Origin of the sequence: Natronomonas sp. EA1 (assembly GCF_051195035.1) — an archaeon.
GTDB lineage: Archaea > Halobacteriota > Halobacteria > Halobacteriales > Haloarculaceae > JBNTJV01.
Genome location: NZ_JBNTJV010000002.1, coordinates 566,458 through 583,242 on the forward strand (window position 1 = coordinate 566,458; position 16,785 = coordinate 583,242).

The 16,785-nt window shown below is 68.2% G+C and carries 24 protein-coding genes and 1 tRNA gene; 15 read left to right on the plus strand and 10 right to left on the minus strand.

From position 1 onward, the window contains the following. Nucleotides 1-25: 25 nt before the first annotated feature. Entirely contained in the window at nt 26-1,435 is a 1,410-nt protein-coding gene (locus ACQUQR_RS08835) for a single-stranded DNA binding protein (protein WP_435196095.1), read from the minus strand. Between the two features lie 119 nt (nt 1,436-1,554). Next, the gene (locus ACQUQR_RS08840; RefSeq protein WP_435196096.1) at nt 1,555-2,145 is read right to left on the minus strand and encodes a DUF7504 family protein; all 591 of its coding nucleotides are present in this window, start codon (nt 2,143-2,145) and stop codon (nt 1,555-1,557) included. Between the two features lie 104 nt (nt 2,146-2,249). Between ACQUQR_RS08840 and ACQUQR_RS08845 the strand changes: the two genes are divergently transcribed. The 3 genes from ACQUQR_RS08845 to ACQUQR_RS08855 all read left to right on the plus strand — a co-directional run bounded on the left by ACQUQR_RS08845 (nt 2,250) and on the right by ACQUQR_RS08855 (nt 4,494). Continuing rightward, nucleotides 2,250-2,322 (plus strand) — tRNA-Arg (locus ACQUQR_RS08845). Between the two features lie 448 nt (nt 2,323-2,770). Next, the gene (locus tag ACQUQR_RS08850; protein WP_435196097.1) at nt 2,771-3,760 is read left to right on the plus strand and encodes a metallophosphoesterase family protein; all 990 of its coding nucleotides are present in this window, start codon (nt 2,771-2,773) and stop codon (nt 3,758-3,760) included. Continuing rightward, a complete protein-coding gene (locus ACQUQR_RS08855; protein WP_435196098.1) occupies nt 3,757-4,494 on the plus strand; it encodes a DUF7260 family protein in 738 nt (245 codons plus the stop codon). Before ACQUQR_RS08850 ends, ACQUQR_RS08855 begins: the two co-directional genes overlap by 4 nt. Here the strand turns inward: ACQUQR_RS08855 and ACQUQR_RS08860 are convergent. Further along, on the minus strand, nt 4,476-4,910 hold the full coding sequence (locus ACQUQR_RS08860) for a MaoC family dehydratase (protein WP_435196099.1): 435 nt from the start codon (nt 4,908-4,910) through the stop codon (nt 4,476-4,478). The two genes, ACQUQR_RS08855 and ACQUQR_RS08860, sit on opposite strands and share 19 nt — an antisense overlap. Nucleotides 4,911-4,980: 70 nt before the next feature. On the opposite strand from ACQUQR_RS08860, the gene ACQUQR_RS08865 reads away from it, so the two are divergent. After that, nucleotides 4,981-5,616, plus strand: coding sequence for a DUF309 domain-containing protein (locus ACQUQR_RS08865; RefSeq protein ID WP_435196100.1), 636 nt, complete (start codon nt 4,981-4,983; stop codon nt 5,614-5,616). A gap of 77 nt (nt 5,617-5,693) precedes the next feature. Continuing rightward, nucleotides 5,694-6,467 (plus strand): PHP domain-containing protein, encoded by a 774-nt coding sequence (locus ACQUQR_RS08870; RefSeq protein WP_435196101.1) that lies wholly within the window; start codon nt 5,694-5,696, stop codon nt 6,465-6,467. A gap of 7 nt (nt 6,468-6,474) precedes the next feature. Here the strand turns inward: ACQUQR_RS08870 and ACQUQR_RS08875 are convergent, their stop codons facing one another. Then, nucleotides 6,475-6,933 carry an NUDIX domain-containing protein gene (locus ACQUQR_RS08875; RefSeq protein WP_435196102.1) on the minus strand — a complete coding sequence of 153 codons (459 nt, stop codon included), beginning with the start codon at nt 6,931-6,933 and terminating at the stop codon, nt 6,475-6,477. 3 nt (nt 6,934-6,936) lie between these two features. Further along, nucleotides 6,937-7,458, minus strand: a complete 522-nt coding sequence (locus ACQUQR_RS08880) for an archaemetzincin family Zn-dependent metalloprotease (protein ID WP_435196103.1) — start codon at nt 7,456-7,458, stop codon at nt 6,937-6,939. A 39-nt stretch (nt 7,459-7,497) separates the two neighbouring features. On the opposite strand from ACQUQR_RS08880, the gene ACQUQR_RS08885 reads away from it, so the two are divergent. The 4 genes from ACQUQR_RS08885 (at nt 7,498) to npdG (ending at nt 9,728) form a co-directional block, all read left to right on the plus strand. Next, entirely contained in the window at nt 7,498-7,890 is a 393-nt protein-coding gene (locus tag ACQUQR_RS08885; RefSeq protein WP_435196104.1) for a UPF0146 family protein, read from the plus strand. Further along, nucleotides 7,890-8,753, plus strand: a complete 864-nt coding sequence (locus tag ACQUQR_RS08890) for a TIGR01548 family HAD-type hydrolase (protein WP_435196105.1) — start codon at nt 7,890-7,892, stop codon at nt 8,751-8,753. Before ACQUQR_RS08885 ends, ACQUQR_RS08890 begins: the two co-directional genes overlap by 1 nt. 84 nt (nt 8,754-8,837) lie before the next feature. Further along, the gene (locus ACQUQR_RS08895; RefSeq protein WP_435196106.1) at nt 8,838-9,038 is read left to right on the plus strand and encodes a DUF7534 family protein; all 201 of its coding nucleotides are present in this window, start codon (nt 8,838-8,840) and stop codon (nt 9,036-9,038) included. Between the two features lie 24 nt (nt 9,039-9,062). Continuing rightward, nucleotides 9,063-9,728, plus strand: coding sequence for an NADPH-dependent F420 reductase (gene npdG / locus ACQUQR_RS08900; protein WP_435196107.1), 666 nt, complete (start codon nt 9,063-9,065; stop codon nt 9,726-9,728). A 46-nt stretch (nt 9,729-9,774) separates the two neighbouring features. On the opposite strand, the gene ACQUQR_RS08905 is transcribed toward npdG, so the two are convergent. Continuing rightward, complete coding sequence (locus tag ACQUQR_RS08905; protein ID WP_435196108.1) at nt 9,775-10,041, minus strand: thioredoxin family protein; 267 nt, start codon at nt 10,039-10,041, stop codon at nt 9,775-9,777. 109 nt (nt 10,042-10,150) lie between these two features. Between ACQUQR_RS08905 and ACQUQR_RS08910 the strand changes: the two genes are divergently transcribed. The 4 genes from ACQUQR_RS08910 to hisE all read left to right on the plus strand — a co-directional run bounded on the left by ACQUQR_RS08910 (nt 10,151) and on the right by hisE (nt 11,775). Further along, nucleotides 10,151-10,312, plus strand: a complete 162-nt coding sequence (locus ACQUQR_RS08910) for a preprotein translocase subunit Sec61beta (RefSeq protein ID WP_435196109.1) — start codon at nt 10,151-10,153, stop codon at nt 10,310-10,312. Nucleotides 10,313-10,399: 87 nt separating this feature from the next. Further along, the gene (pdxT, locus tag ACQUQR_RS08915) at nt 10,400-10,993 is read left to right on the plus strand and encodes a pyridoxal 5'-phosphate synthase glutaminase subunit PdxT (RefSeq protein WP_435196110.1); all 594 of its coding nucleotides are present in this window, start codon (nt 10,400-10,402) and stop codon (nt 10,991-10,993) included. A gap of 39 nt (nt 10,994-11,032) precedes the next feature. Beyond that, a complete protein-coding gene (locus ACQUQR_RS08920) occupies nt 11,033-11,476 on the plus strand; it encodes a bifunctional nuclease family protein (RefSeq protein WP_435196111.1) in 444 nt (147 codons plus the stop codon). A gap of 17 nt (nt 11,477-11,493) precedes the next feature. After that, nucleotides 11,494-11,775, plus strand: a complete 282-nt coding sequence (gene hisE / locus ACQUQR_RS08925) for a phosphoribosyl-ATP diphosphatase (RefSeq protein ID WP_435196112.1) — start codon at nt 11,494-11,496, stop codon at nt 11,773-11,775. A 1-nt stretch (nt 11,776) separates the two neighbouring features. Here hisE and ACQUQR_RS08930 read toward each other — a convergent pair whose 3' ends face one another. Continuing rightward, on the minus strand, nt 11,777-12,100 hold the full coding sequence (locus tag ACQUQR_RS08930) for an ASCH domain-containing protein (protein ID WP_435196113.1): 324 nt from the start codon (nt 12,098-12,100) through the stop codon (nt 11,777-11,779). Between the two features lie 112 nt (nt 12,101-12,212). Here ACQUQR_RS08930 and ACQUQR_RS08935 point away from each other — a divergent pair, with 112 nt between their 5' ends. Beyond that, nucleotides 12,213-13,187 carry an NOG1 family protein gene (locus ACQUQR_RS08935; RefSeq protein WP_435196114.1) on the plus strand — a complete coding sequence of 325 codons (975 nt, stop codon included), beginning with the start codon at nt 12,213-12,215 and terminating at the stop codon, nt 13,185-13,187. Nucleotides 13,188-13,207: 20 nt separating this feature from the next. Here ACQUQR_RS08935 and ACQUQR_RS08940 read toward each other — a convergent pair whose 3' ends face one another. Beyond that, nucleotides 13,208-13,936, minus strand: coding sequence for an SIMPL domain-containing protein (locus ACQUQR_RS08940; protein ID WP_435196115.1), 729 nt, complete (start codon nt 13,934-13,936; stop codon nt 13,208-13,210). Nucleotides 13,937-13,994: 58 nt separating this feature from the next. Continuing rightward, nucleotides 13,995-15,299: a TIGR00341 family protein gene (locus ACQUQR_RS08945; protein ID WP_435196116.1), complete on the minus strand. Its 1,305-nt coding sequence runs from the start codon at nt 15,297-15,299 to the stop codon at nt 13,995-13,997. A 58-nt stretch (nt 15,300-15,357) separates the two neighbouring features. Between ACQUQR_RS08945 and ACQUQR_RS08950 the strand changes: the two genes are divergently transcribed. Then, a complete protein-coding gene (locus tag ACQUQR_RS08950) occupies nt 15,358-16,002 on the plus strand; it encodes an ATP-binding protein (RefSeq protein ID WP_435196117.1) in 645 nt (214 codons plus the stop codon). Here the strand turns inward: ACQUQR_RS08950 and ACQUQR_RS08955 are convergent. After that, nucleotides 15,979-16,698, minus strand: coding sequence for a 5-formyltetrahydrofolate cyclo-ligase (locus ACQUQR_RS08955; RefSeq protein WP_435196118.1), 720 nt, complete (start codon nt 16,696-16,698; stop codon nt 15,979-15,981). The two genes, ACQUQR_RS08950 and ACQUQR_RS08955, sit on opposite strands and share 24 nt — an antisense overlap. Between the last annotated feature and the right edge of the window lie 87 nt (nt 16,699-16,785).

The following is a 16,785-nucleotide window of genomic DNA, read 5'->3' on the forward strand; positions in this document are numbered from 1 at the left end:
GGCGCTCCGAAGCCACGGGTGCCGATCAGAACACGTCGGTGGCGCGGATCGTCCCGTCGACGCGCTCGCCACGGACGGTGATCTCCTGACCGAGATGCACCGTCTCGCTGGTCTCGACGGTGACGGCCTCCTCGCCGTTGTCGAGCATCACGGGGTCGCCCGTCTGGACGACCGTGCCGGTGAACTCGATTTCGGTACCGTCGGCCGGCTCCTCGGTATCGGCGTCGTCGCTGCCCGTCTCGGGCGCCGAGCCGTCCGCGAACGCGCCGAGCCCCTGCGCGCTGGAGCCGCCGGTCTCGTCCGCCTCGCCGCCGGCGCCAGCGGACGCGCTCGCGCCGCCGTCGAGCACCGTCACGGTGGAGCGCCAGCCCGCAGAGGCCTCGAGGTCGTCCTGCCAGCCGTCCTTGATCTCCACGTCCGCACAGAGCACCTCGTCGCCGGGGTGGAGCTCCTTGTCCGCGAGGTCACCCCACATCGCCACCCGGATGTCGCCCGTCTTGTCCTGCACGCGAATGTTGCGGACCTGCCCCTCCGAGCCGTCGTCGCGGTCGAAGGTACGTTTGGGGTCCGCAGACCGGATGACGCCCGCGATGTCGACCGTCATGCCGATCTCGAGGGCCGCGATGTCCGTCGTCTCGGGGACGTACTCCACGTCGATGTCGACGACCTCGACCGCTCCGCGATTGCCGACGTGGAGTTCGAGACTCCCGTCGCGCTCGCGGACGTAGCCGTCGATGACCTCGACGGACTGGCCCTCCTCCAGCGATTCGACGGTGTCGGCCTGCTCGTCCCAGAGCGTGACCCGCACGCGACCGGTCGAATCGCCGAGCGAGAAGTTGGCGACCTTCCCCTCTGACCCGTCGTCACGCGAGAAGGTGCGGACGGAATCCGTACCGAGCACGCGCCCGGTGAGGTTCACGTCCGACTGGCCGAGTGAGAGCCCCTCGACGCTCTCCGCGTCGCCGATCTCCACGTCGATCTCGGCGTCCTCGTCGCCCTCCACGCGGTCGGCGCTCACCTCGAGGCCGTTGAAGCCGTCCTTCGCGCGACCAGAGATTCGAAGGACGACACCGGGTTCGAGCTCGTTCACGGCGGCCTCCGCGTCCTCGTCCCACAGCGCGACGCGGACGCGGCCCGTCTCGTCCGCGACCTCGATGTTACAGACCTTCCCCTCGCCCTCGTCGCGCTCGAAGGTCCGGATGTCGCCGACGCTCAGCACCTTGCCGAGGAACTTCACGTCGTCCATCCCGGGTTCGATGTCGGCGATGCCGTTCACCTCCCCCTCCGAGAGCTCGTGGGCGAGCAGCATGGCCGCGGTCTCTTCGTCGGCCAGCCCGCCCATCTGTTCCACCTTCTGTTCGACGGCGTCGCGGAACTCCTCTAAAGAAACGTCGGGGTCCTCGATATCCGCATACGTGTCCTCGATGGCTCCCATTGCTATCCGTGGCAAGGTTGCCCCACGCTTAATGGTTGTCGTTGTCCGGAGAGGACGCCGCTATCGGCCGGTTTCGTCACCTGTCGCATACGGCGCGTGGTCCCGGCTTCCTACTTGAACTATCGGGTGCGGACGTGCCACTCGCCGTCGTCGTACCGCACCGCCGCGTCGAACAGCGAGGTGAGCGTCGCGACGGTCTGCTCGTCGTGCGCCTCGGGGTCGATATGATAATAGGAGAGCGCATCGAGCGCCGCGCTCCGCGCGGTCATCACGTGGACGAACCGGTAGACCCGCTGGAAGTCGACGTACTGCAGCGCCGCGGTCAGCGAGTGGAAATCGAGGAACGGGGTCACGTTACCCCCCGACCAGTCACCGAGCTGCTCGCCGAGCGTGATCCCCAGTCCGGTGAGGTCGTTCGGGTTCCGGGCGAACGCGGGCACGTCGACCTCCGGAGCGGGACCGTCCGAGACCGCGACGAACGCGAACTCCTCCGCGTTCGGGACGTGGGTGCGCCACTGCTCCAGCCACTCCTCGGGCCGCCGAAGGTAGTTGACGCCGAGGACGCGAAGCGGCTCGTCCGGAACCAGCTCCTCCAGATACGCCTGGCTCGCGCCGGTATCCATCCCGGAGCTGTAGACGAGGACGTTCAGCGACCCCTCGAGGCGGTCACGAACGTCGGCGTCGCCGTCCATCGCGTTACCCACAGACATCTGATTTTCATTCTGCGTGTGGCCTCATAAGTACGAGGGTGGATATCACAGGCAGCGAGCCGAATCGCAAGCCCTTTACATACCTGCGGGGTAGGAATGATTGAGTCCTGGTAGGGTAGTGGACTATCCTCTTGGCTTGCGGAGCCAGGGACCGGAGTTCAAATCTCCGTCAGGACGCTTCACTTCGTCGTGGCCTGACTTCGTCAGGTCACTCCTCGTTCAGCGCCCTGACGGGCCCTCGCTCGCTATCGCTCGCGAGGACTCCGTCAGGACGGTTCTGTTCAGGACCACACCGCGAGCGGAGCGAGCGGTCGGCGTCGTGTTGAAACGACGCACGGAGATTTGAATAACGAGCGTCAGCGAGTGGATTCAAATCTCCGTCAGGACGTTCATTTCAGTCGTGACCTGACTTTGTCAGGTCACTCCTCGTTCAGCGCCCTGACGGGCCCTCGCTCGCTATCGCTCGCGAGGACTCCGTCAGGACGGTTCTGTCGAGACCACACCGCGAGCACAGCGAGCGGTCGGCATCTCCCGAGCCCTCCATACCCGAACGGACCGCTTTCGAGAGGAATATATAATATATCCGATATGTTTATGCGGGATTCGAGAGGAGATGCGAGTGTCGATGACGACTGGATTCACGCTCGGTTCGCGGTCGTGTGGGGCGGCGGGACTGCTCCTCGCGGAGTTCGACCGGCCACGGGTCGACGAGCGGACGACGGTCGCCGTGTTCGCCGATTCGCACCTCACGACGGAGGCCGAGGGGACGTGGAAGTGTTACCACCGGACCGAATCGCGGCTCCGATCGGCGGTCGCGGACGCGAACGAGCGCGGGGTGGACGCGGTGCTCCTCGCGGGCGACCTGACGAAGGATGGGAGACCCGCGGAGTTCGACGCCGTGGACGAGCTGCTGGGGGACCTCGATGCACCCTATCTCGGGGTTCCGGGGAACCACGACGTGCCGAAGCCCAAGTGGGACCCGTACGACGCGCCCTCCCCGGAGCGATTCGCGTGGCGCTACGCCGCGGGGTCGCTCCCGTTCGTCGAACGCGTCGGTGGCCTCGACATCGTCGGCGTGAACACCGCGAGTGCGCCGGATGGCCGACTCCGCGACACCCACGAGGGCGTGGTCTCCGACGCCCAACTGACGTGGCTCGCGGAGACGCTGCCCGAACTGGAGAACCCCGTCGTTCTCCTCCATCACTGTCTCACCCACCCGTCCGCACACGGCGAGCGACTGCTCGACGCGGACCTCTATCAGGTCCGCAACGCACGAGAAGTCCGGGACGTGCTCACCGACGGCGCGGTGGAGCTGGTCCTGTCGGGCCATCTCCACTGGCCCGCGGTCGGCACCCACGGCTCGCTCCAGGAGGTCATCGCTCCGGCCATCTGCTCGTTCCCGCAGTCGTATCTCATCGTGGACGTGGGGACGGCGGGAACGACCGTCTCGCTCGTCCCGCTGGCGGACCGCGCGGGACTGGAGGAGGCCTACGTCGCCGCGCGCGACGGGAAGCCCCACGGCCGCGCAATCGCGGACTGGGCGGGCGACGCCATGCTCGACGACCTGCTCGCCACGGACGAACGCCTCGCCGCGACGGCCTACCAAGCCCAATGACCCACCTCGAGGCCGCTGACTCGGCCCTCCGCCGTGAACGCCGCCGGCTCGTCGACGAGCGGGAGGCGTTCGCCGCCTTCGCCCGCCGCGTGGCCGACCTGCCGACCGACGGCGCGCCAGAGACCGGCCCGCTCGTGCTCGACACCCGCCCCGTCGCCAGCGCCGCCGCGGTCCGGGACGCCTACGAGACCACCGTGATGGCCGTCCCGCACTACGACGAGGACTACGGCGACAGCTACGAGGAGAGCCTCGCCGCCGAGTTCGGCCCCGAACTCGCGAGCGGGCTCACCGACGGTGGACTCACCGAGACGGTCAAACGGGGACTCGTGACCGCGGTTCGCGAGTCCCACCGCGAGCGGGGGCGACTCATCGCCACCGTCGACGCCGAGCGAGAGTCGCTCGCCGAGACCGTCGCGCGTGCCGAGCGCGTGCTCGACGAGCTCGCGGAGTACACGGGTGAGTTCACGGAGAAGCGCTACGGCACGCTGGAGGCCTACCGCGCCCGGTTGCAGGTTCTCGAAGGGAAGCTGGACGGGTGGGCGCGCGACCGACAGGCCGAGATCCGCGACCGGCACAGCGACCTGGGCCTGCGTGAGGACTTCCCCGACGTCCAGACCTACTGCTATCAGGACCTCGCAGTGGCCCACCCGTTGCTCGCGACCTACGCGGAGCTCGCCGACCGCTGCCGGGAGCGCCGCCGTGCCGTCGAGCGCGCCTACTCCCGCGTCTCGTAGAGCACGAGTCCGATGAACGACATCACCTCGGTACCGTCGTCGCGGGTGACGTAGGTGCCCGAGTGGACCAGCCCCATCCCCTCACGAAACGGCTCCTTGTCGAGGATCTCGACCTCGACGTGGAGCGTGTCTCCCGGCCGAACGGGCTTCTTCCACCGCAGTTCGTCCACCCCCATCGCGCCCGTGGACGCCGCATCGCGGGTGGTGTGCTCCACGAGCATCCGCATCGTCATCGCGGCCGTGTGCCACCCGGAGGCGATGAGCCCCCCGAACATCGACTCCTCGGCCGCCTCCTCATCCACGTGGAACGGCTGCGGGTCGTACTTCTCCGCGAACTCGATGATCTCCTCTTTCGTGACCTCGTACGCGCCGAACTCCTTGGTCTCGCCGACCTCGACGTCCTCGTAGTACTGCATTACCCGTGATGCACCGTCCCACACGAAAAAGGTTCGCCGTGTTTTACCCCGCGTCGCCCGAAGGGGGAGCATGGACCACCTCCGCGCCGGCGCCGCGGTGTTCAACGCCGGCTACCACCACGCCGCCCACGACGCGTGGGAGGAACGCTGGCTCGACTGCGAGGGCGAGGAGCGGACGCTCCTGCAGGGACTCATCCAGTACGCCGCCGCGGTCCACCACGCCGGCGGGGGGAACTCTGAAGGAGCCCGGAACCTCGCCGAGAGCGCGGCGGAGTACCTCACCGAGGCCAGGGCGCGCGCCGACGATGCGGGGGTCAACGCCGACGAAATCAGGGAGTATCTCGCTCGACTGGAAACGAATCCCTCGCTCCGCGAGGAGGGGGAGGGAGAGGGGGAAGGGGAGGAGGGGGAGCCACCCCTGGTCGAGGTCGCGGGCGAGGTTCCGCGGCTCGACGACCTCCGGTTCCCCGCGGCCGGCATCGCGGCCCGTGCGCTCGCCCACGGCCACCCGCACGAGGAGACGGTCACGCTGGCCGTCGAGTACGCCGAGGCTGACCTCGCCGACGACACCGTCTCCAGCCCGTTCGTCACCCTCCTCTTGGACTACATCGGTGGCGCCCACGGCGTCGTCCTCCAGCGGCTCGAACAGCACGTCCAGCGCCGCACGTCGAAGGAGGAGGACGTGAAAGGGCTGTTCGACACCTGAGCGGGCCATCGGTGACCCGAGTCATCGAGTCACACACCGGGAGAGAGCCTTTAATCCCACCACACGATGGACGACCAGTGCGTTTCGATTACCACACCCACTCCAACTACTCGGACGGTGAGTTCCTCGGCTGGATGGTCCGCGCGGCCGAACAGGCCGGCCTCGAGGGCATCGGCTTCGCCGACCACTGCAACGTCTCCCCGCGCGAGGAGGACCGCACGTGGACCGCGGCGATGGGGTTCAACCTCGATCTGACCTACGAGCGCCGGCGCGCGGGCATCGAGCGCGTCCGCGAGCGCTACGACATCCGCGTGTTCGACGCGGTCGAGATGGACTACGACCCCCGCGACGAGAGCGAGATCGGGACCTTCCTCGACGAGGTGGGGTTCGACTACACCATCGGCAGCGTCCACACCCTCGAGGACGTGAACGTCCACTTCGAACGCTACTTCGCGAAGAAATCCGAGGCCGAGCGCCGCGAGCTCGTGAGCGAGTACTTCGACAAGCTCGTGGCGCTCGTGGACTCGGAGCTGTTCGACATCGCCGCCCACCCCGATCTCATCGAGCGCAACCCCGCGCTCCGCGGGTTCGCGACCGACGAGCAGTACCACCGCGTCGCGAAAGCGTTCGAGGAATCGCGGACGATCCCGGAGATCAACGCCGGGCGCGTCACCCGCGACTACGGGGAGTTCCACCCGAGCCCCGCGTTCATGGCGGTCCTCTCCGAATACGACATCGCCTTCACCCTCGGCTCGGACGCACACGAGCCCGAGGCCATCGGCGAACGAAAGGAGGAGCTCGAGAAGTTCGTCGCGCTCCACGGGCTGGAGACCGTGGAGCCGGTGGGGTAAGGAGAACTCAGGGCCACTCAGGGAGCGAGTCGGCCGCGTGCAGGTAGTTCTTCAGGTACTCGTGGACCGGTTCGGGTGGCGACGCGAACACCCGGAGGTCGGCGTGCTGATCATCTACCCGGAGCTCGCCGCCGACCACGTCGACGACGTAGCCGTTGGCGAGGTAGTGTTTGCCGTCCGCGACGTCGACGTCCGCGGTGTCGTAGATGTGCTCGAACGCGCCGAGCGACTCGACGATCTCGACATCGAGACCGAGTTCCTCGCGGGCGACGCGGTGGACCGCCTCGGTGCGCGTCTCACCTTTGTGGACGCGACCGCCGGGGAGGAACCACGCACCCTTGAGGGGTTCGTTCTCGCGCTTGCCGAACAGGAGACCCTCGTCGATGCGGACCAGCAGGTCGACGGAGACGATGGGTGTGTGGGCGACGATGGTGCGCCAGTCGTCGTCGGGGATCCAGCCGGTCACGCTTCAGAGAACGGTGCGCTGGCAGCTGCCACAGAGGTTCTCCTCCTTCGTGTCGACCTCGCGGACGGTGGGGGAGAAGCTCATCACACACCGGCTGTTGTCGCAGTGTTCCAGCCCGAGGGTGTGGCCGATCTCGTGGACCACCTCCTTGCGGACGCGGTCGGAGAAGATCTCCGCGGCGGGCTTGTTCGAGATGCCACCGTCGGAGGAGGTCTGGAGCCGATAGGTGGAGATGACGCTGCCGTTGCCGGAGAGGTACGCGAGACCGAAGACGTAGTTGCGCCGGCGGTAGTAGAGGTCGTGCGGTGTGATGGCGATGTTCTTCTCGCCGCTCCCGATGCGGGAGGCGAGTTCGATGAACTCCTCCGCCCGGTACTGGTTCCGTGAGGGGTCGAAGGAGCCGTCGGGGACGGACTGGGCGTCGTGAATCGTCACCTCGCAGTCGTAGACCGACCGCAGACCGGAGGAAGCTTCGCGCTTCACGGCGGCCGGCACGTCCCCCACCGGCACGATATCAACGTGCATGCGAAACCCTTAGACAGCGCCGTTGATAAACATCCCGACGTGAACAGTACGGGACTCGTCGACCGGCTCGCGCGCTACGACCGCGTGGTCGAGGTCGGCGTGGGCAATCGCCCGGACGTGGCGGGAGGGCTCGCCGAGCGGGGCGTCGACGTCCTCGCGACGGATCTCTCCCCCCGGGCGGTCCCGGAGGGGGTGGCGTTCGTCGTCGACGACATCACCGACCCAGATATCGCCCGGTACGAGGGCGCGGACGCGGTGTTCGCCCGGAACCTCCCGCCTGAGCTCCACCGACCCGTCCTCGAGGTCGCGCGGCGCGTCGGGGCGGTCTTTCACTTCACCACGCTCGGGGGGGACCCCGCCTCGGTTCCCGTGACCCCGGAAACGCTGCCGGATGAAACGCTCTTTACTGCCACGGTGACGAGGGGGGAGTAATGAGAGTAGATGCGGTCGTCCTCGACATCGACGGCGTGCTCGTCGACGTGGCCGACTCGTACCGACGGGCCATCGTCGAGAGCATCGACCACGTGTACGGCGAGACCATCTCGAAAGCCGAGATTCAGCCGTTCAAGGACGCGGGCGGGTTCAACAACGACTGGGAGCTCACCTACGCCGCGGCGCTGTTCCTGCTCGCCCGGCGCGAGGGCCTGGCTGAGGACGTAGCGCAGTTCACGAACCTCGTCGCGGCCTCCGGCGGGGGACTGGAAGGTGCCCGCGCCGTCGTCGCCGACCAACTCGGCCCCGCGGCCCGCGAGCGCGTCCACGCCGCGTGGGACCGCGAGCGCCTGCGGGAGGTGTTCCAGCAGCTCTATCTCGGCAGTGAGCTCTACCGCGAACTCGAAGGGAGCGAGCCCGACATGGAGACGGCGGGGTTCATCCACGACGAGCCGGTCATCCTCGAACCCGAGACGGTCGAGAAACTGCGGGCGTGGGACGTGGGCGTCGTCACGGGTCGCCCGCGCGAGGAGGCGCTCATCGCGCTCGACCGGGTGGGGCTGGATATCTCCGAGGAGCACCGCTTCACGATGGACGACTGGGAGGAGGGGAAACCCCACCCACGGGCGCTGACGACGCTCGCGGAGCGGTTCGACGCGGACTCGGTCGTCTTCGTCGGCGACACGCTGGACGACATCGAGACCGCAGTGAACGCGAACGAGGCCGACCCCGACAGAGAGTACTACGGTGTCGGCGTGCTCACCGGCGGGCTCACCGGCGAGGCGGGAACGAAGAAGTACGACCGGGCGGGGGCGGTCGCGGTCATCGACAGCGTGAACGACCTGCCCGACATCCTGGAGTAGCTGGAGTAGTCCGGGGGTCGCGAGAGCGCCCCACGTCGGGGGGCACAGAAGCTTTTTCACCTCGTGGTGTGTTACCGAATACCAATGACAGGGCACGCGGATTTCGTCACGACGCTGCTGGGGCTGTGGATCCTCGCCATCGTGGGGGCGATGGCGGTGACGACGGGGCCCGACCTGGCGCTCGTCGCCTCGCTCGTCCCGCTGGCCACGGTGGTCGCGTGGTGGCTCTCCTACCGCGACGGCTGGGCGGTGTTCGGCAAGCGCCTCCGGTCACGGAACGCTTAGGCGGCCGGGCTTCGAGGGGAGGGTATGCGAATCGCGTTACTCGGCGGAACCGGCGATATCGGTGAGGGACTGGCGCTGCGCTGGGCGTACGACACCGACCACGAGGTCATCGTCGGCTCGCGCGACCCGGAGAAGGCCCGCGCCAAGGCCGAGGAGTACGAGACCGAACTCGACAGCCGCGGCGTCGACCGGAAGGTGACGGGGTTCACGAACGAGATGGCCGCGGACCGCGCGGACGTGGTCGTCCTCGCCGTCCCCGCGTACCACCTCGTCGACACCATCGAGTCCGTCGCCGACAAGCTCGACGACTGTATCCTCGTCACGCCGGCCGTCGGGATGAAACGCGACGACGACGGCTTCCACTACAACCGCCCGAAAGCCGGCTCCGTGGCCGCGCTCGCGGCCGGTGCGGCGCCCGACGGCATCCCGGTCGTCGGCGCGTTCCACAACCTCGCGGCCGGCAAACTCGCCAACCTGGATGCCACCTTCGAGTGGGACACCTTCGTCTTCGGCGACGACGCGGACGCGAAGAGCATCGTCGTGACCCTCGCCGGCGAGATCGAGGGGCTCCGGGCGCTGGACGTAGGCGGCATCGCCAACGCCGCGGAGGTGGAGGCGCTCACACCGCTTCTCATCAACGTCGCGGCGAACAACGACGGGCTGCACGATTTGGGCATCCACATCGAGTGACGGCGCCGCCGCTACGCGCTCGGTGAAAAACGGCGAGAACTCGGGATTATGCGCCGGCTTCCTGCAGCGCGCCCTCGATGTCGTCACGCTGGGTGACGCCGACGAAGCGGCTGACGATGCCGTCGTCGTTCTCGATGATGAGCGTGGGGAGCGAGCGGACCTGATACTCGTTGGCCACGTCCTGCTCCTCGTCGACGTTCACCTTCTCGAAGGCAACGTCGGGGTAGTCGTCGGCGATCTCCTCGAGGATGGGGTCCTGCGTCTTGCACGGGCCACACCAATCGGCGTAGAAGTCCTTGAGCGTGACAGGCATGTCTATCCGATTTTAGCCAAGCGCGGCGCATAAGGGTTTCCCACTTTTGCACCGGAAACGAAGAGACGCGGTCGAAAGGCTTAGGGAGTGAGCCGGGAGAAAGGGACGTATGAGCAAAGGACAGAACTCCGGCGGACTGATGTCCAGCGCCGGGCTGGTCCGCTACTTCGACTCGGAGGACCGCAACGCGCCCACCATCGACCCCAAGACGGTCATCGCCTTCGGCATCCTGTTCGGCGTCCTCGTGCAGGTGCTGAACGCCGTCGCGTAATCGAATTTCTCACCGTTTTCGCGGTCCGTGAGCCACTGGGCCGACACGTCCCGCGACCTTTTTCGGTCCCACTCCCCTCTCTCCGGTATGACACTGCGAGCCGGCGTCATCGCCGTGCAGGGCGACGTCTCCGAACACGCCGATGCCATCCGTCGCGCCGCCGCGAGCCACGGCGAGGACGCGGACGTGATCGAGATCCGCGAGTCCGGGCTGGTGCCCGACTGCGACGTGCTGCTCATGCCGGGCGGGGAGTCGACGACCATCTCACGCCTGCTCGAACGTGAGGGCATCGCCCCCGAAATCGAGGCGCACGTCGCCGCGAACAAGCCCGTGCTGGCCACCTGTGCGGGGCTCATCGTCGCCTCCACGGACGCGAAGGACGACCGGGTCTCCCCGCTCGGACTGGTGGACGTGACGGTCGACCGGAACGCCTTCGGGCGACAGGTCGACTCCTTCGAGGCCCCGCTGGAGGTGACGGGACTGGACGACCCCTTCCCGGCCGTCTTCATCCGCGCGCCGCTCATCGACAGCGTGGGCGAAGGGGTCGAGGTGCTCGCCGAGTGGGACGACCGCCCCGTCGCGGTCAGAGACGGCCCCGTCGTCGCCACCTCCTTCCACCCGGAGCTCACCGACGACTACCGGATCCACGACCTCGCCTTCTTCGAGCAGGTCCACGCCTGAGAGGTCGCCACTTTTCTCCCTCGCGCCCCTCGTACGGGTATGAACGCATCCATCGACGCGGTTCGGCTGGCCGACACCCCCGACGGACCCGTCCCGGTGGTGGTACTCGCCCCCGAGGGTGAGACGGACGTCCTCCCCATCTTCATCGGGTTCGAGGAGGCCCGCTCCATCGCCCAGGGGATGGACGCCATCGACATCGGCCGCCCGCTCACCCACGACGTGCTGCTCGACATCGTCGAGGAGCTCGGCGGCCGCGTCGACCGCGTCGTCGTCACCGGGCTCGAGGAGGGGACCTACGTCGCCGACCTGCATCTGAACACGCCGCGGAACGACGCCGTCGTCGACATCCGCCCCTCCGACGGCCTCGCACTCGCCGCGCGCACGAACGCCCCCATCGAGATCGAAGAGGAGGCGTTCACCGTCGGCCGGAGCGACCCCGCGGAGTACGCGAAGCTCCGGGATATCCGCGAGGTTATGGGATAGCCCCGGTGAGAGTGGGTATGGACGTGCTCGACGAACTCTTCGACGTCATCGAATCCCGGAAGGCCGACCTGCCCGAGGACTCCTACACCACCCGGCTGTTCACCCACGAGAAGGGGGAGAACTACGTCCTCGAGAAGTTAGGCGAGGAGACCACGGAGGTCATCCTCGCGGCGAAGGACGACGACACGGAGGAGCTGGCCGCCGAGTCCGCCGATCTGGTCTATCACCTGCTCGTCCTGCTGTCGATGAAGGGGATGGACCTCGACGACCTGCGCGCGGAGCTGGAAGCGCGGCGCTGAGTTAGTCGGCCGGTTCGAACCGATACGTCCTGACTTCAGCCGTATCGTCCCACTCGAACTCTCCTCGATGGACGCGTTTCATCCGTGCTTTGTACGCCTCGAGCGACTCGGAGCCCTCACGTCGTGCGTCCGCGTCGGTGAACTCCCCGAGGGTGCGCTCCGTGACGCTCGTGATGCGGAACGCCTCGTCGCCGAGTTCGAAGGTGTCACCCTCCGCCGCGTAGCGGGTCCCCGCGCCGCGGGTGAGCTGGGTGATCTCCCCGTCGAGGACGGCCCGTTTCACGCGGTCGTTCGGGAGCAGCGCGTCGGCGTCGATCTCGGTCATAGTGGTGCGTGGGGACGCAGGACACAAAACGGTTGACCCGCCGGCAGCGTGGGCGAGCGGGCGTGAAACGCGGACGAACGCGCTTTTATGTACCGGTCACATAGCGCCGGTAATGATTTTCGAGAACCTCCCCACCGTGCCCCGGTCGGAGGAGCTCATCGACAAGGCCTTCTCACGGGCCGCCCGCGCGGGCCACGCCAAGCAGGGCGTGGACGCCCAGGAGTCGATGCTCCAGACCGCGGCCAACATCCTCTCGGACAACCTCTCGAACGTGGTCACCTCCTGGCCCGACTTCGACGATATCGACCCCTTCTACCGCGAGCTCGCGGACGCCATCGTCGTCAACGAGGACCTGAACGTCGACACGCTCCGTCAGCATCTCTCGGAGGTCATGTGGGCCTCCCGCCAGTGTGAGAAGATCAAGAACGACTACCACGGCCGCGTCATCCACGCGGACCCGGACACGGCGAAGAAGCTCCGCCAGCAGGCGTTCGCCCGGCTCGCGGACGTGACCGAGGACGTGGAGGAGAACCTCCTGCGGCTCGCGGACGCCCGCGAGGAACTCCGAAAGCTCCCCGATATCCGACCGGACGAGCCGACTATCGTCGTCGCCGGCTACCCGAACGTCGGGAAGTCCTCGTTCGTGAACCGGGTGACGAACGCGCGCAACGAGATCGCCTCCTACCCGTTCACGACGAAACAGCTCCGCGTGGGCCACATCGAGGTGGACCACATCCGGTATCAGCTCGTGGACACCCCCGGGCTCCTCGACCGGCCCGCGGAGGAGCGCAACGCCATCGAGAACCAGGCCGTCTCGGCGTTGACGCATCTCGCCGACGTGGTGCTGTTCCTCGTCGACCCCAGCGGGAACTGCGGCTACCCGCTCGCCGACCAGCTGGAGCTGCGCGACGAGGTCGTCGAGAAGTTCGACGTCCCCGTCCTCACCGTCTGCAACAAAAGCGACGTGTCGCGCGACGTGGAGGCGGACCACTACATGAGCGTCGAGACGGGCGAGGGCGTCGACGAACTGGTCACGCTCGCCGTCGACGTGTCGGGCTACGAGCCCGAGCTGCCGTTCGAGAACTAGCCGCGGTTCGCGTTCTGCGCTCAGTTCGTCTCGTAGGTGACCTGCACCGTCGCGCGGACGGTCACGTCACCGGCCTCGATCTGGGTGGGCGCACCGGCCGCGTCGGCAGCGCGGGCTTCGGCGAATACCGGGGACGGGGTGTAGACGGGCGCGTTCGACGTCGAGACGGCGGAGACGCCGACGATACCGACGCCGGCGGCGTCGGCGATGGTGTCCGCGTCACTGCGGGCGTTCTCCATCGCGGTGGAAAGCGCCTCGGCGCGGAGCTCCTGCTGGCGCTCCTCCGAGAGGCCGAACTGGACGCCGTACACCGAGGTGGCACCGTTGCCGACCGCGAGGTCGATGACCTCACCAGCGCGGTCGGGGGTCACCTCGATGCGGTAGCTGTGGACGGCCTGGTAGCCGATGACCTCGCGGGTCTCTCTGGAGTAGTCGTACTGCACGTGCAGCGAGAAGCCCGAGGTGGTCACGGCGTCGTCCGGGATACCGGCGTCACGGAGCGCGGCACGCATCCGGTTCGCGTCGGTCGCGGCGCCCTCGCGCGCGGCCTCGGCGGTGTCGGCGGTGTGCTCGACGGCCACGTTCACGATGGCGAGGTCGGGCGCGGCGGTGACCTGCCCGGCCGCGCCGACGGTGATGGTGTTCTGGGGCTCGCCGTCGCCGGCGGAGGCGTTCTGGACGGGGACGGCGCTCGAACAGCCGGCGAGCAGGACCAGCAGTGCGGCGAGGATGACCGGCAATCGGTTCATGACAGTAAGAGGTGCGATGAGAGCATAACCGCGGCGTACGCTCAAACGGGCCTTTGAGCTACGAGGCGCGCTCGACGGCGACGTACCGGACCTGCACGTCGAGGTCCTGCCCGGTCGTGGCCTCGATGCGGTCGGCGAGGGCGGCGGCGAGGCCGTCCGTGGTCCCGCCGGGCGGGACGCCGACGGTGACGACCACCGCGTCCGCGCGGTTGAGCAGCGGGAGGTGTTCGACCGCGCGCGTCCGGACCTCCGTGTCGAGGACGACGAGGTCCGCGTAGGTCTCCTCACCCATCACGTCCGTGATGGCGGCCTGTACCTGCTGTTCGGTCCGGGCCGTCTGGAAGGAGTCGTAGGTGACCCCACCCAAAAAAAGCGAGAGGACGGCGATGGCAGCGACGAGGACGCCGACGCGCTTGACCGTCGCCGCGCGGGCCGCGTCGGTCCGGAAGAAGTGCTCGGGGCGGTAGCCCTGCCACCAGAGGACGACGAGCGCCGCGAGGTTGATGGAGAGGCCGTTGACGACCGCCAGGACGCCGGCGGAGACGGCGGAGCCGGGCTGCTGGAAGGCGAGCGAGAGCCCCACCGCGGCCGCGGGCGGGACGAGCGCCACGGCGATCATGACGCCCACGAGCGCCGTCGACACGCCGGTCGTGAGCGAGAGCGCCCCCGCCGTTCCGGAGCCGAGCGCCACGGCCAGCGAGAGGAAATCCGGAGAGAGCCGCTCTCTGACCTGCTCGATCGAGGTCGGGTCGATACCGGGCGGGACGAGGTTCAGCACTTGCACGAGGAGGCCGAACGCCGCGGCCGCGAGGACGGCGAGGCTCATCCCGAACGCCTGGAGTTTGACCCCCCGTGCGAAGAGGTCGCTGTCGTCGACGACGGTGCCGACCGCGGCGGCCATCGCGGGGCCGATGAGCGGCGCGATGACCATCGAGCCGACGACCGTGGCGGGTGAGTCGAGCAGCAGGCCGGCGGCGGCGATGACCGCGCTGATGACCGTCATCGCCGTGTACGTCTGGAGCGACGAGGCGAGGTCCTCCGCGCGGGCTTTCAGCTCTTCGCGGGCGATGCGGGTGCCGTTGTCGTCGCTCTCCTCGTACTCCTGTTTCAGCGCCTCGAACCGCCGGGAGACGACGGTCTCGGCGCTCAACACGACGGTGTACGCCTGGTCATCGAGCCCGACCTCGCGGAGGCTCGCCAGCACCGGCTCCACGGCGTTGGTGGGGAGGGGGAAGTAGGCCACGCCGACGTACTCGCGGCCGCTCGTCTCGTCGGTGACGACGTAGTCGATGCCCTCGTCGTCGAGCGTGCGGAGGACCGCCTCCCGTTTCCCCGCGGGGATGATGACCTGAACGAGTCGCACACTCGCCCGACGGCGGGCCGTGGGAAAGCGTTACCGGCCTCCTCCGCCGAGGAGAAGTATGGACGCTCTCGCGTGGTCCGGCGGGAAGGACGCGGCGCTCGCCCTCCGTGAGCTGGAGGACCCCCTGCTGCTCTGTGTGCTCGCGGGCGGTCGAACGCGAGGCCACCGGCTCCTGCCCGAGCTGATCCGCGCACAGGCCGACGCGCTCGGGCTTCGGGTCGCGTTCGTCGACCTGCCGGAGAACCCCTCGAACGACGCCTACGAGCAGGGGCTCGCCGACGCCTTCGGCGAGCACGACATCGACCGCATCGCCTACGCCGACCTGTTCGTCGAGCCGATCCGCGAGTACCGGGAGGGGCTGCTCGCTCGGTGCGGCGTCGAGGGCGTGTGGCCGCTGTGGGGCCGCGATACAGAGGCCCTGTTCGACGAGTTCGTCGCGGAGTACCGCGCCGTCGCCTGCGTCGTCGACGACAGTCTGGGGCCCGCGTTCCTCGGGCGCGAGCTCTCCCCCGATTTCCGGGCCGACCTCCCCCCGGACGCGGACCCCTGCGGCGAGAACGGGGAGTACCACACGTTCGTCACGGACGGGCCGGGGTTCGCCGAGGCGCTATCGGTGGAGGTCGGCGACACACACCGCGAGCACAACGACCACACCGGCCGGCACCAGCACTACGCTGACCTACGACTGCCGCAACCGTTCTAAAATCGGAATCTCCGCGATACGTTCCGCCGAGAGCGCGTCCCAGTCGATGCCCCGCGGGCGCTCCGCCCGGTTCGCGCCCGTCCGGACGACCCGCTCGGGCGTGACGACGAGGTCGAGGGGTACGTCGTGGGCGTCCGTCTCGATTCCCTCTCGCAGTTGCAGCTCGTGGACCGTCGTCGCCACCGTCGTCGCCTCGCTCACGTTCTCGAACGCGGCGAGCACGGCCCACTCCATGTCGGAGTAGCCTTCGCCCTTCCCGATACGGCCTCCCGCCTCAGAAACCGCGACGCTCCCCGCGAGAATCAGGTCGATGTGGGGCATCTCGCTCGGGAGGACCGGCACCCCGAACTCCGACGACCCGCCGATGGTCGCCGCCTTGTCGAGGTCGACACCCTCGCGTTCGAGTCGAGCCGGGTCCAGCTCGAGGAAGCACTTCTCGTCTCTGAGTCGCGGGACGGCCATGTACACCGTCTTGCCCGCGTGGAGCGCCGCACGCCGAACCGGGAGCTGTGGGGCGTCGGGGTTCGATTTGACCGCCTCGGCGGCCTGCCACGCCTCCGTCTCAGCGAGTCGTTCGGCCGCCTCCCGCGCCCCGTTGAAGTTCGGAATCCGCCCGTGTGGCGGGAACGGGAACCGGGCCTCACCCGTCTCCTCCAGCGCGTCCCACACCTGCTCGCGGAGGGCCTGTTTGTCCATATCCACCCTTCGAGGAGCGCCCACAAAGCGCCTGTGCGTTCCCCCCACCCGGACGGGGTGGCTGCTTTCCCGCGGCGTGCGTATCCG